The organism is Myxococcus faecalis, assembly GCF_050039385.1.
In the GTDB taxonomy this organism is placed as follows: domain Bacteria; phylum Myxococcota; class Myxococcia; order Myxococcales; family Myxococcaceae; genus Myxococcus; species Myxococcus fulvus.
The window spans coordinates 2,781,214-2,794,280 of record NZ_CP144336.1 but is presented as its reverse complement, the minus strand read 5'-3'; the positions used below and the strand labels follow the sequence as shown (position 1 = coordinate 2,794,280).

The window sequence follows — 13,067 nt, the reverse complement described above, 5'->3', positions numbered from 1 at the left end:
AAGTGTCGACGCCCGGACGCGCCGCCGCTAGGGTGCGCCCGCCGTTCCTGAAACAGGATTCATACGTGAATACGCAAGTCGCGCTCTGGGTGGGCTTCAACCTCTTCGTCCTGGCGATGCTCGCCGTGGACCTCGGGCTGTTCCACCGCAAGGACCACGCGGTGACGCCCAAGGAAGCGGGCATCTGGACGCTGGTGTGGATCACCATCAGCCTGACGTTCTGCGGAGGCATCTGGTACTTCTCCGGCAGCACGCCCGCGCTCCAGTGGGTGACGGCGTATGTCGTGGAGTACTCGCTCTCCGTCGACAACCTGTTCGTCTTCCTGCTGGTGTTCAGCTACTTCCGGGTGGCGCCCGAGCACCAGCACCGGGTGCTGTTCTGGGGAATCCTGGGCGCGTTCGTCATGCGCGCGGTGCTCATCATCGCCGGCACGGCGCTGGTGTCGCGCTTCCACTGGCTCATCTACCTGTTCGGCGCCTTCCTGGTCTTCACCGCGCTGAAGATGCTCTTCTCCAAGGACGAGGAGATCGACCCGGAACAGCAGGGCATCGTCAAGCTCGCGCGCCGGGTGCTGCCGGTGGCCCGCATGGGCGAAGGCAGCCGCTTCTTCGTCACCGAGGACGGCCGGCGCAAGGTGACGCCGCTGTTCATCGTGCTGCTGGTGGTGGAGGCCACGGACTTGCTCTTCGCCCTGGACTCCATCCCCGCGGTGCTGGGCATCAGCCAGGACGCGTTCATCGTCTACACGTCCAACGTGTGCGCGATTCTCGGCCTGCGCTCGCTGTTCTTCGTCGTGGCCAGCCTGATGGAGAAGTTCCACCTGCTGAAGCTGGGGCTGAGCGCCATCCTGGCCTTCGTGGGCGTGAAGATGCTCATCACGTTCTTCGACATCCACATCCACATCGGCCTGTCGCTGGGCGTGATTGGCGGCATCCTCCTGCTGGCCATCATCGCCTCGCTCATCTGGCCCAAGAGCCCGGAGCCCGGTCAGGACCGGGAGAGCGCCAAGACCTGAGCCCGGGGGCGGGGGGGCGCCGGGGTTTTGCTTGCAACCCGGGGGCCTTGCCTTCAAATGTGGAGGCATGTCTTCCAGCGCCACCACTGATGGCATCAAAATCACCGTGAAGCCGGCCTACTGGCCCGAGCGCAGCTCGCCCGAGTCGGGGCAGTACGCGTTCATGTACACGGTGGAAATCGTCAACGAGGGGGAGGCGCCCGCGCAGCTCAAGGCGCGGCACTGGGTCATCACGGATGCCTCCGGGAAGGTGGAGGAGGTGAAGGGGGAGGGCGTGGTGGGCCGCCAGCCCCGCGTGGCCCCGGGCGAGCGCTTCGAGTACACGAGCTGGGCGATGCTGCGCACGCCCTTCGGGACGATGCGCGGCAGCTACGACATGGAGCGCCCGGACGGCTCGCACTTCGATGCGCGCATCGCCGAGTTCGCCCTCACGCTGCCCAACGCCCTGCACTGATGAACACGCCCGCGAACAAGCGAGGGTTGCTGCTCGTCAACCTGGGCACGCCGGACGCGCCCCACAGCGGGCCGGTGCGGCGCTACCTGCGCGAGTTCCTGAGCGACCCGCGCGTGGTGGACATCCACCCGGTGGGGCGCTGGATGCTGCTCAACCTCATCATCCTGCCCACGCGGCCCGCCAAGAGCGCGGAGGCGTACCGCAAGGTGTGGATGCCGGAGGGCTCGCCGCTGCTCGTGTACAGCCGGGCGCTGGAGGTGGCGGTGCGCGAGAAGCTGGGCCACGAGTACGACGTGGCGCTGGCCATGCGCTACGGCAGCCCGTCCATCCCCGACACGGTGGCGGCCATGCGCGCGCGCGGCGTGTCGGACTTCACGGTGCTGCCGCTGTACCCGCAGGAGGCCACGTCCTCGTCGGCGTCCTCGCTGGCGCGCGTGTACGAGGTGCTCTCCAGCGGCTGGGACGTGCCCAACGTGCGCGCGGTTCCGGCCTTCCACGGGCACCCGTCGTTCCTGGACGCCTTCGCGGAGGTGGCGCGGCCGGTGATTGCCGAGGCCCGCGCGGACCACGTGCTCTTCAGCTACCACGGCGTGCCGGAGCGGCACGTGCGCAAGACGGACACGTCAGGCCAGCACTGCTTCGCGTCCGCGGGGTGCTGTGACGCGCTCACGGACGCCAACCGGCACTGCTACCGCGCCCAGTGCTTCGCCACCACGCGGGGCATCGTCGAGCGGCTGGGACTTCCCCAGGGCGGCTTCAGCGTGTCCTTCCAGTCGCGGCTGGGGCGCACGCCGTGGGTGAAGCCCTACACGGACCTGGTGCTGCCGGAGCTGGCGAAGCAGGGCGTGAAGCGGCTGGCGGTGATGTGCCCGTCCTTCGTCGCCGACTGCCTGGAGACGCTGGAGGAGGTGGGCATGCGCGCCCGCGAGCAGTTCGTCGAGGCGGGGGGCGAGTCGTTGACGCTCGTCCCCTCGCTCAACGCCCACCCGACGTGGGTGGACGCGGTGGTGCGGATGGTGCGCGAGTCCGACGGCGCGGCTACTGCTGGGGCTTCGCCGTGGCCGCGGGGGGCACCGACTCCCGCGCGGTGAGCTTGAGCTTCACCGTGCCGGGCGGCACCTGCAGGGCGTTGGTGGGGAAGGGCCCGCGCGAGGACGACGCGATGGTGCCCTCCCACGTGCGCCACCGGCCGGCCTTCACCAGGAACTCACCCTTGCCGGTGATGCGCACCTCGGCGCTGGCGTCCGTGGTGGGCGGGCCGGCGGACTCGTCGGCGGGCTCGGCGTCCTCCTCGGCCGGGTCGTCCGCGCGCGCGGGCACCGCGGGCGGGGCGCGGCGGCTGGTCACCTTGCCGGAGAGCTGCTCGAGCAGGTCGTACTCCAGCGTGGCCACCTGGTCGTCGCCCTCCTGGGTGAGCGCGGTGAGCTTCACGCGGTTGCGGCGCTCCGTCTTGGTGGTGGTGAACAGGGGACCCAGCGCGTCGTGCGTGAGCAGCTCCGTGCCCAGCGCCCAGGTGTCGTTGGGGCCCACGGGCGCGAGCGGCAGCTCCAGCACCAGCGCGGCGATGTTGCGGTTGATGCCCTGGAGGCCGTCGAGCACGAAGCCGCGCTCGCTCAGCGCGCCCGTGTCCTCGGTGGTGTCCTTGCCCTCGGGGAGCACGCGCAGGCGGTAGTCGCCGGAGTTGGTGCGCTCCAGCACGTAGGTGAAGTCGGTGGGGAAGGACGCGGCGGGGGCGGCGGCGCGCGGGGGAGCAGGCTCCTCCTTGCCCTTGCCCTTCTTGCCCTTGGCGGGCGTCTCCTCGGCGGCCTCCTGCGGCGCGGGGGCGGCGCCGGAGCGCTCCAGGTCCAGGTGGTAGGTGACGGGGGCGCTCGCGGCGAGCTTCCAGCGGAGGGTGACCTTGGACGGGTCCACCGGAGGCTGGGCGGCGGCGGTGGGCGCGGCTCCCGGGGCGGGGGCGTCCTTCAGGCCCGGAGGACGAGGAATGGGCTCGAGCTGGCCTCGGGGTTCTTCCTTGCAGGCGGACAACGACAGGGCGACGACCAGTCCGAACAGGCTTCGCATCACGCGGGGACGCTCCTCTGGGAGTACACGCGGGATATCGGAGCCCCACCCCTCATTCAAGTCCGTCACCCGGCCGCGTGTCCCCCGGCGCGCCCGGGTGGAGTCACGGTCCGAGCGGGCCTCTGGCCCTGGGGACGTGCCCTCGCGACGCTGCTGGGGGCCGCGAGGGTTGTCCGAGTGCGTCATCGAGGCTCGTGGGCGACGTAGAGGTCGACCTGCTCCTTCACCTTGTTGGCAAAGTCGGGGTTGAGGCGCTCGAGGATGGCCCACTCCAGGTCCAGGTTGCGGCGGATGTTGGCGCGGGCGGAGCGCGTCTGGAGTTCGGGTTCGGAGGCGATGAGTTCGGCGGGGGTGGCGTTGGGTTTGTCGTCGATGGTGGCGCTCGTCGTCTGGCGCAGGCCGAAGGGCAGTGCCTGTGTCCTGGCGAAGGTGGTGGCGGCCATCTCGTAGGCGCGCACGACGAAGCGCCCGTCCGCGCGGACGCGGCCCTCGACGTAGAGGCGCGACCAGCTGGAGCCCATGTCGTAGTTGCCGCTCACCTTCCACGGCGTCTGGAGGAAGTAGGGGTCGGTGCTGGGCAGCAGCGCGTAGCCGCGCTCACCGAGCTCCGCCTCCGCGGCCTTCATCACCTGCATGGCGGGCAGGTCGTAGACGACGAGCCCGCTGGTCCGACCGAGCAGCGCCTTCTGAGGACTGCTGGCGCAGCCGGATGCGCACACGACCGCCGCCAGGCCCGCGCATACGGCGAGCCACCGTCTCGTCATCGTCATCGTCGCCTCGTTCCCGGGTGTGGCCGCGTGCGGAGGGTGACTCGCCTCACACGCGGGACGTCCTGAACAACGCGGACGCGCGCGCGGCATATCGCGCGGCGCAGGCGGTGCGAGGTCGTCAGGCGCCAATCCTCGGATGTGCCAGGGGCTGCGCGGCGCAGGCGGCGCGAGGTTGTCAGGGGCCAATCCTCGGATGTGCCAGGCGCGGCGCAGGTGGCGCGAGGTCGTCAGGCGCCAAGCCTCGGATGTGCCAGGCGCGGCGCAGGCGGCGCGAGGTCGTCAGGCGCCAAGCCTCGGATGTGCCAGGCGCGGCGCAGGTGGCGCGAGGTCGATTCAGACGCCCTGCCTCGGATGTGTCAGGGACCGCACGGCTCGGGTGGTGCCACGATTCGAGCGTGCGCCAAGCCTCGGATGTGCCAGGGACCGCACGGCTCGGGTGGTGCCACGGTTCGAGCGTGCGCCAAGCCTCGGATGTGCCAGGGACCGCACGGCTCGGGTGGTGCCACGGTTCGAGCGTGCGCCCTGCCTCGTGAGTGACGTCAGTGCATGCACTTGCGCCGGCATGCTCGAGGGCCCGCAGGTCTGTGCCACGCTCATGTGCCGGACGCGCGTGCCGGCCGAGGTGGCCGAAGCGCTCAGTGATGGGGCGTGCGAGGCGCGGCGGCGCGCGCGAGCCTGTCGCGCACCGCGATGCCCAGGCCGCTGGCCGAGGGCAGACAGGCTACGAGCACGTCGTGTCCCTTCTCGTCCGCCTCGCGCAGCCTCGCGTACAACACGCGCGCCGCGCCCGCCGGGTCCTCCGGCACGTCGAAGCGCGGCACATCCCCTGGCAGCTCCAGCCCTCGCGGCCCGAGCACGCCGACGCTCAACCCCTGCTCCCTCAATGCACGCACGCGGGCCGCGGCCTCTGTGGGCTCCGCGAGCACCACGCCCGCGCGGGGCGCGTAGTGCGACTCCAGCGAGCCCGACACGCGGACCTTCGAGGCCACGCGCACCGGCACCGGATGCCCCAACACCCGCTCGATGGCCTCGGCCGACAGTCCGCCCGGCCGGAGGATGGCGGGCGAGCCGGAGCTCAAATCGACGATGGTGGACTCGACGCCCACGTCGCACGGTCCGCCATCCAACACGAGGTCCACGTCGCTCCCCAGGTCCACGCGCACGTGCTCCGCGGTGGTGGGGCTCACCCGTCCGAAGCGGTTCGCGCTCGGCGCCGCCACGCCGCCGCCCAGGGCCTTGAGCACCGCGAGCGCCACGGGGTGTCCGGGCACGCGCAGGGCCACCGTGTCCTGGCCTCCGGTGATGGCGTCCGTGGCGCGCGGCGTGCGCGGGAGCACCAGCGTGAGGGGCCCCGGCCAGAAGGCGTCCGCGAGGCGACGCGCGGCCTCGGGGGCCTCCCGGGCCCACGAGGTCAGGTGCTCGACACCCGCCAGGTGGACGATGAGCGGATGGGTGGCGGGGCGACCCTTGATGGCGAAGACACGACGCACGGCCAGCTCGTCCTCGGCGTTGGCCGCCAGGCCATACACCGTCTCCGTTGGCAGGGCGATGACACCACCACTGCGCAGCACTTCCACCGCGCGTTCGACGAGCTCCGGCTTTACCATGCGATGCCGCACTGTCGCGCCAGGAGGCGTCATGAGCAAGTCACTCGTCTTCGAGGCGCGCAGTCGGGCGCCCATCCCCGCGACGGAGCTGTTCGCCTGGCATGCCCGGGAAGGGGCGCTCGCACGGCTGACGCCCCCATGGGAGCGGATGGAGCTGCTCGAGCGCACCGGCGACGGCATCCACACCGGCGCCCGCGTCGTCATGCGGATGCGCATGGGCCCCATCCCCCGACGCTGGGTGGCCGAGCACACCGCGTACGTCGAGGGCTCCCTCTTCCAGGACACGCAGGTGTCCGGCCCCTTCTCGAAGTGGGTCCACACCCATCGCATGTGGCCCGAGCCCGCCACCCACTCCTCCATCCTCGAGGACGAAATCGAGTACGTCCTGCCCATGGGCCCGCCAGGCCGGCTCCTCGGAGGCGGCTTCGCGCGCCACACCCTGGAGCGGATGTTCGCCTATCGCCACCGGGTGACGCTCACGGACGCGCGACGCCACGCCGCGTTCGCGGACCAGGGCCCGCTGCGCGTGGCCGTCACCGGCGCGTCGGGGCTCATCGGCTCGGCGCTCCTGCCGCTGCTCACCACCGGAGGCCACCAGGTCCAGCGACTGGTGCGAGGGCGGGCGGACGCCTCGCGGCACGAGGTGGCGTGGGCGCCGGACAAGGGACAGGTGGACACCGACGCGCTGGAGGGCGTGGACGCGGTGGTGCACCTGGCGGGAGCCAATGTCGCCGGCAAGCGCTGGTCCCCCGAGTACAAGGACGCCATCCTCAAGAGCCGCTCCGAGGGCACGCTCACGCTGGCCGAGGCGCTGGCGAAGATGAAGAAGAAGCCCCGCGTGCTGGTGTGCGCGGCCGGCAGCGGCATCTACGGCGACCGGGGTGACGAGCCGCTCACCGAGGAGAGCGCGCCGGGCACGGGCTTCCTCGCGGACGTGTGCCGCGTCTGGGAGGCCGCCACCGCGCCCGCCGAGGCCGCGGGCATCCGCGTGGTGCACCTGCGCATCGGCCCGGTGCTGGACGCGCGGGATGGCGCGCTGGCGAAGATGCTGCCCGCGTTCCTCGCGGGCGGCGGTGGGCCCATCGGCTCGGGGCGCCAGTGGATGGGCTGGGTGTCGATGGAGGACATCCTGGGGCTCATCCACTTCAGCCTCTTCACCCCGGCGGCCCGGGGGCCCATCAACGCCGTGGCGCCGGGCGCGGTGCGGCAGGCGGACTTCGCCCGGACGCTCGGCCGGGTGCTGCGGCGGCCCGCCTTCCTGCCCATGCCCGCGGCCGTCATCAGGACGCTCTTCGGACAGATGGGGCAGGAGGCCCTGCTGTCGGGTGCCCGGGTGCTCCCCAACGCCGCCGAGCGGCTCGGCTACGCGTTCCTCTTCCCGGAGCTGGAGGGGGCGCTGCGCTTCACGCTCGGCCGCACCACGGCGGGCCCGGAGTTCCGCCATGGCTGAGCGGTTCGAGGCTTGACAATCCCCCCTGGGGGGACTGATGGAATGGCCCCCTATGATTCAGGTCGAAGGGCTGACCAAGTACTACGGTGAGCACGCGGCCATCCGGGACCTGGCCTTCACCATCGGCCAGGGAGAGGTCATCGGCTTCCTCGGCCTCAATGGCGCGGGCAAGTCGACGACGCTGAAGGTCCTGGGGTGCGTGCTGTTGCCAACCGCCGGCCGCGTCGTCATCGACGGCCATGACGTGGTGAGCAACGCCCACGAGGTGCGCCAGCGCATCGGCTACCTCCCGGACGTGCCGCCGCTCTACGAGGAGATGACGGTGGGCGAGTACCTGGCCTACGTCGCGCAGCTGCGCGGCGTGACGGCCAGGGACACCCCCGCGCGCGTGGGCGAGGCCGAGGAGAAGACGGGGCTTCGCGAGGTGGACGGCGAGCTCATCTCCACGCTCAGCCACGGCTACCGTCAGCGCGTGGGCGTGGCACAGGCGCTGGTGCACAAGCCCGCGCTGCTCATCCTCGACGAGCCGACGAGCGGCCTGGACCCGCGGCAGATCGTGGAGATGCGCGACGTCATCCGCGGCCTCAAGGGCACGCACACGGTGCTGGTCTCCAGCCACATCCTCCCGGAGATCTCCCAGACGTGTGACCGGCTGCTCATCATCCACAAGGGCACGCTGGTGGCGCAGGGGACGGAGGAGGAGCTGGGCCGGAAGATGGGCGGCGGAGGCTCCGTCGAGGTGGAGGTGCGGGGCGACTCCGCGCGCGCCGTCGAGGTGCTGCGGCCCTTCGGCGAGGTGGAGGTGGGCAGCGCCCGCGACGGGCTGGTGGCGCTGACGCTGCGCGCGTCGCCGGACGTGCGGCCGCGCGTGGCGCAGGCGGTGGTGGGGGCGGGGTTGGAGCTGCTGCGACTGGACGTGGGCGCGGGACACCTGGAGTCCATCTTCCTCAAGCTGACGCATGGTCAGGAGGTGCGCGCGTGAAGGCGCTGCTCATCGCCCGCCGCGAGCTGTCCGGCTACCTGCGCACGCTCAGCGGCTACGTCGTCATCGCGGTCATCCTCGCGTTGAACGGCCTGTTCTTCAACGCGTACGCCCTGGGCGGCGCGAGCAAGCGCTCCGCCGAGGTGCTCTCGCAGTTCTTCTACTACTCGAGCGGCTTCACCATCGTCGCCTCGGTGTTCATCTCCATGCGCCTGCTCGCCGAGGAGCGACAGACGGGCACGCTGCCCCTGCTGTACTCCTCGCCGCTGCGCGACAGGGACATCGTGCTGGGCAAGTTCCTGGCGGGCTTCGCGTTCCTGGCGCTGTACGTGCTGTGCACGCTGTACATGCCGGTGCTGGTGCTGGTGAACGGCAAGGTGTCCTGGGGCCACGTGGGCGCCGGCTACCTGGGGCTGTTGCTGCTGGGCAGCGCGTCCCTGGCGGTGGGCACGTTCGGCTCGGCGCTGGCGAAGAACCAGCTGCTCGCGGCGATTACGTCCGCGGTGATGCTGGTGGCGCTCATCCTCTGCTGGTTGCTCGCGCGAATCACGGAGCAGCCGCTGGCGGACGTGTTCAGCGCGATGTCGCTGTGGAACCAGCACTTCCCGCCGTTCCAATCGGGGCTCGTGCACGTGCGTGACGTCGTCTACTACCTGGTGGTCACCTACGTGGCGCTGTTCGCGGCCACGCGGGTGCTCGAGGCGCGGAGGTGGCGATGAGCGCGCGCACTTCGGGGAGCGGGCTCATGGCGACGCTGGCCTTCGTGGCGGGCCTGCTGGCCGTCTTCATCGGCGAGCGCATCCTGGGCGTGGGGACGGGCCGCGGGCTCTTCTCCGGGCTCGGCGTGGCGCTGGCGGTGGGCGCGACGGCGTGGCGGTTCGTGGGCTCGCGCGGCGCGAGCCTCGACCGTCGCCGCGTGGATGGCTGGGTGCTGGGCCTGTACGGGCTGGGGCTTCTGGCGCTGGGGCTCTACTTCCTCCAGTCGGACCTGGGCCTGTCCCTGTTCGACGCCCCCCTGTCGCAGAAGGCGCCGAAGCTGGCGGTGATGCTGGCGGCGCTGTTCCCCGCGCTGCTCGCGTGCTGCCTGGTGCCGCTGGCGCTGGTGGAGGTCGCGACGCAGGCCATGGCGCGCGCGCCGGTGATGGAGACGGGCCGGGCCCGCAGCGCGCTGTACTCGGGGCTGGGGCTGTCCTTCGTGCTCGTGTTCGCGTTCGCCACCATGTACGTCGTCACGCAGGCGAACACGACCTGGGACCTGTCGTACTTCCGCACGGCGAAGCCCGGGGACTCCACGCGCAAGGTGGTGCGCGGGCTCAACGAGCCGCTCCAGGTCATGCTCTTCTTCCCGCCCGCGAACGAGGTGGGCGAGGCGGTGGGGCAGTACTTCCGCGACCTGTCGGTGGAGAGCCCGGGGCTGCTCAGCGTGGAGCGGCTGGACCAGGCGGTGGAGCCCGCGCGCGCGAAGACGCTCGGCGTGCACAACAACGGCACCATCGTCCTGGCGCGCGGTGAGCGCAAGGAGCCCTTCACGGTGGGCCTGGAGCTGGACCGCGCGCGGGGACAGTTGCAGCGGCTGGACCAGGAGGTGCAGCGGCGCCTCTTGACGGTGGCCAGGCCCCGCCGCGTCGTCTACTTCACCGCGGGCCATGGCGAGCGCGCGGAGACGCGGCCGGTGCCCGGGGAGATGCCGAAGCCGTCCGTGGCGCAGCTCAAGGAGTTGCTGCGCGCGCAGAACGTGGACGTGCGTCCGCTGGGCGTCGCGGAGGGACTGGGCCGCGAGGTGCCTGGGGACGCGGCGGCGCTGGTGGTGATGGGCGCCACGCGCGACTTCCTCCCGGAGGAGCTCACCGCGGTGCGCGAGTACCTGTCACGGGGCGGTCGGCTGTGGATGGCGCTGGAGCCGGAGGGCCCCAGCTTCGAGGCGCTGCTCGCGCCCATGGGGCTGAAGTACCTCGGCACGCCGCTGGCGAACGACCAGGTGTACTTCCGTACCGCCCGTCAGCAGAGCGACCGTGGCAACCTGGGCACGGCGAGCTTCAGCTCGCACCCGTCCGTCACGTCGCTGTCCGCGATGGCGGGCCAGTCCCCCGTGGCCTTCCTGGGCGCGGGCGCGCTGGACCAGCTCCAGCCGCTGCCCAACGGCGTCATGCACGACATCTCCGTGCGCGCGCACGGGGCCACCTTCGCGGACGCCAACGGCAACTTCAGCCCGGACCCGGGCGAGATGCGCCGCACCTGGCCGCTGGTGGTGGCGGTGGAGGAGCCCGCCGCCAAGGGCAAGGAGCCGATGCGCGCGGTGGTGATGGCGGACGCGGACGTGGTGAGCGACGTGGTGCTGCCCAACATGGGCAACGCGTACCTCGCGGTGGACACCCTGCGGTGGCTGACGGGCGAAGAGGCCGTCGCCGGCGCGGTGTCGTCGGAGGAGGACGTGCCCATCCAGCACACCCGCGAGCAGGACGTGGCGTGGTTCTACGCCACCGTGTTCCTGGCGCCGGCGCTGGTGCTGGCCGTGGGCTTCGTGACGACGCGGCGGCGGGGCCGTCGTGCTCCGCGCGCCAGCGTGGCGGCGGGAGGTGAGCAATGAAGGCCCGGGACCTGGCCCTGCAGGGCGCCCTCGCGGTGGTGGCGCTGGTGGCCGCCTACCTGGTGTGGCAGCGCGCTCCGGCGGGCGCCCCTGGTGACGTGACGGTGGTGGAGCTGCCGGCGCGCGCGCTGGACAAGGTGCGCTACGAGGACGAGGCGCGCTACGTGGAGCTGTACCGCGACGCGCGGGACCGGGACGCGCTCTGGGTCCGCCTGGGCTTCAAGCCCGCGAAGCCGCTGCCCCCGGTGGAGGGTGTCGCCGACGCGTCCGCCGACGGTGGCACGTCCGTGGATGGCGGCGCCGGCGCGGCGCTGGCACAGGGGGCGGCCGACGCGGGGACGCAGCCCTCGGCGCAGCCGCCTCCGCCTCCTCGCGACATGCGGGCCAACGAGGTCGCCCAGAAGCTCTATCCGCGCTTCGCTCCGCTGCGTGCCACGCGCTCGTTGGGCGTGCTCGATGAGAAGAAGCTGGCGGAGGTGGGGCTGACGGGCTCGCAGCGCAAGCTGACGCTGACGTTGGGTGGCAGGACGGAGTCGTTCACGCTCGCGTCGATGACGGGCGGGTGGGGGACGCCGTACCTGCGCCGTGACTCGGACGGACAGGTGTTCCTGCTCGGCCCCGCGTTGCTGCCGGACCTGGAGAACGCGACGACGCGCCTGGTCGACCGGCGGCTGCATGTCTTCGACCTGGGCGAGTTCGACTCGGTGGTCATCTCGTCGGGCGGCTCGTCGCGCGCGTTCGTGGCGAGCGGCAAGGCGCCCAACCCGGTGACGCTTTCGCCGGAGGAGTCGCCGGACAAGCCCGACGAGTTCACCCGCAACTGGCATGACCGCGTGTGGCGGCTGGTGCCGTTGGACCTGCTGGGCCGCGACGAGCAGCCTCCGGGGGGCGAGCCGAAGGAGTCCTTCCGCGTGGAGTACCGGCGCGGCGGCAAGCCGGTGGGCAAGCTGACGGTGGCGCGCGCGACGGATGGCTTCTACGCGCGCACCGAGCACACGCCAGGGTGGGTCCGGCTGCACGCGGGCGTGGACCCGCTGGCCGCCGAGGCCGCGCGGGTGACGACGCCGGTGTCCTCAGCCGGCGGTCCGTGACCCCCGGGGCTCCGGGGCGTCGGCGCGGCCCAGTCGCACGTCGACGAAGCTGTACGGCGCCCAGGGGCCGGTGAAGCGGAAGGTGTAGAGGTCCGAGCGCGCCGCGAGCATCCGGACCTTCGCCTCGAAAGCGGGGCCGTCGCGCCGGGCGACGAGGAAGGCCGCGTTGAGCAGCATGCGCTCGCCCACGGGCGCGTCGGTGCGAGACGCCGCCGCCAGCGGGCGCAGGCCCTCCAGCATGGCCGCCATGTCCAGCGCGGCGCGCAGCTCCACCGCGCGCCCCAGTCGCTGCTCGTGCTCGGCCTCCGACTCGTCCCCGCGCCGACGCAGCGCCTCGTCCTCCAGCTCCATGCGTCGGTTCAGGTGCTCGCGGTGGTAGAGCACCTTGAGCCCCAGCTCCACCTTGCCCTCCAGCGCGGTGAGCACGGAGGTGAGCGCCTCCTGCGTGGCGCGCAGCATGGCGCGCACGTCGGCCTCCGAGCCCAGCACGGTGCCGAAGGCCACGGGCAGCAGCGTGTGCTCGCGCAGCACCACCTCGGCGGCGCGCTGGTGCGCCAGCAGATGGGCCCGCGTCGGGTCCACCCTGCGCGAAGGCGTGGAGGACACCAGCGCGGCCAGCCCCCCCTCGCGCACGGCGCGCACGTGGCAGGGCGGCATGCCCAGGCCGATGGGACCGAAGTCCAGCGGGCCGTCGGCGCGCACCACGCCGTAGAGATACTGGGGCCCCGCGAGCTCCTCGGCCGTGGGCGCGTCCGGCTGGGGGCGAGCGCTCTTGCCCTGAGGGTCGGCCGGCACCGCCCGAGTGCTTGGGGCTGCGGACCGCATGGGGCGAGGGCTGTCGCCGCCTCGCGCGGGAGCGGCCTCACTCAGGATGACGGCCCCCCCGGTGCTCTCGAGCAGCGCTACGTCCCGCGAACCGTCGGGTGTCACACCGACGATGTGGCTCTCGGGCATCACCTGGGGCGGGACGTCGGGCGTCAGCGTGTCCGAGCTGGTGTGGGCAGTCCTGCTCCCGCGAGCGAGCGCTGCCTCCCCCAAGGCCGTACTGT

At 72.0% G+C, this 13,067-nt stretch carries 12 protein-coding genes; 8 read left to right on the top strand and 4 right to left on the bottom strand.

Annotation, left to right across the window (positions count from 1 at the left end):
• The first annotated feature begins 65 nt into the window (after positions 1-65).
• From VZQ01_RS10940 to hemH, 3 genes are all read left to right on the top strand, one after another.
• Positions 66-1,016: a TerC family protein gene (locus VZQ01_RS10940; protein ID WP_223747818.1), complete on the top strand. Its 951-nt coding sequence runs from the start codon at positions 66-68 to the stop codon at positions 1,014-1,016.
• Positions 1,017-1,083: 67 nt separating this feature from the next.
• Entirely contained in the window at positions 1,084-1,470 is a 387-nt protein-coding gene (apaG, locus tag VZQ01_RS10935; RefSeq protein ID WP_223747819.1) for a Co2+/Mg2+ efflux facilitator ApaG/CorD, read from the top strand.
• Complete coding sequence (hemH, locus tag VZQ01_RS10930; RefSeq protein WP_223747820.1) at positions 1,470-2,561, top strand: ferrochelatase; 1,092 nt, start codon at positions 1,470-1,472, stop codon at positions 2,559-2,561. The genes apaG and hemH overlap by 1 nt, the downstream gene beginning before the upstream one ends.
• On the opposite strand, the gene VZQ01_RS10925 is transcribed toward hemH, so the two are convergent.
• From VZQ01_RS10925 to VZQ01_RS10915, 3 genes are all read right to left on the bottom strand, one after another.
• On the bottom strand, positions 2,509-3,531 hold the full coding sequence (locus tag VZQ01_RS10925; RefSeq protein WP_426747792.1) for a hypothetical protein: 1,023 nt from the start codon (positions 3,529-3,531) through the stop codon (positions 2,509-2,511). The two genes, hemH and VZQ01_RS10925, sit on opposite strands and share 53 nt — an antisense overlap.
• Before the next feature lie 182 nt (positions 3,532-3,713).
• The gene (locus tag VZQ01_RS10920) at positions 3,714-4,301 is read right to left on the bottom strand and encodes a hypothetical protein (RefSeq protein WP_223784488.1); all 588 of its coding nucleotides are present in this window, start codon (positions 4,299-4,301) and stop codon (positions 3,714-3,716) included.
• Positions 4,302-4,936: 635 nt separating this feature from the next.
• Complete coding sequence (locus tag VZQ01_RS10915; RefSeq protein ID WP_426747791.1) at positions 4,937-5,908, bottom strand: L-threonylcarbamoyladenylate synthase; 972 nt, start codon at positions 5,906-5,908, stop codon at positions 4,937-4,939.
• A 31-nt stretch (positions 5,909-5,939) separates the two neighbouring features.
• Here VZQ01_RS10915 and VZQ01_RS10910 point away from each other — a divergent pair, with 31 nt between their 5' ends.
• The 5 genes from VZQ01_RS10910 to VZQ01_RS10890 are packed head-to-tail and all read left to right on the top strand — an operon-like array spanning position 5,940 to position 12,018.
• The gene (locus tag VZQ01_RS10910) at positions 5,940-7,358 is read left to right on the top strand and encodes a TIGR01777 family oxidoreductase (RefSeq protein ID WP_267697569.1); all 1,419 of its coding nucleotides are present in this window, start codon (positions 5,940-5,942) and stop codon (positions 7,356-7,358) included.
• 52 nt (positions 7,359-7,410) lie between these two features.
• A complete protein-coding gene (locus VZQ01_RS10905; protein ID WP_141329344.1) occupies positions 7,411-8,340 on the top strand; it encodes an ABC transporter ATP-binding protein in 930 nt (309 codons plus the stop codon).
• Entirely contained in the window at positions 8,337-9,059 is a 723-nt protein-coding gene (locus VZQ01_RS10900; RefSeq protein ID WP_141329342.1) for an ABC transporter permease, read from the top strand. Before VZQ01_RS10905 ends, VZQ01_RS10900 begins: the two co-directional genes overlap by 4 nt.
• Positions 9,056-10,927 (top strand): motility-associated ABC transporter substrate-binding family protein, encoded by a 1,872-nt coding sequence (locus VZQ01_RS10895; RefSeq protein WP_223747825.1) that lies wholly within the window; start codon positions 9,056-9,058, stop codon positions 10,925-10,927. The genes VZQ01_RS10900 and VZQ01_RS10895 overlap by 4 nt, the downstream gene beginning before the upstream one ends.
• Positions 10,924-12,018, top strand: coding sequence for a hypothetical protein (locus tag VZQ01_RS10890; RefSeq protein WP_426747790.1), 1,095 nt, complete (start codon positions 10,924-10,926; stop codon positions 12,016-12,018). Before VZQ01_RS10895 ends, VZQ01_RS10890 begins: the two co-directional genes overlap by 4 nt.
• On the opposite strand, the gene VZQ01_RS10885 is transcribed toward VZQ01_RS10890, so the two are convergent.
• Positions 12,001-12,813, bottom strand: coding sequence for a GvpL/GvpF family gas vesicle protein (locus VZQ01_RS10885; RefSeq protein ID WP_426747788.1), 813 nt, complete (start codon positions 12,811-12,813; stop codon positions 12,001-12,003). The two genes, VZQ01_RS10890 and VZQ01_RS10885, sit on opposite strands and share 18 nt — an antisense overlap.
• Between the last annotated feature and the right edge of the window lie 254 nt (positions 12,814-13,067).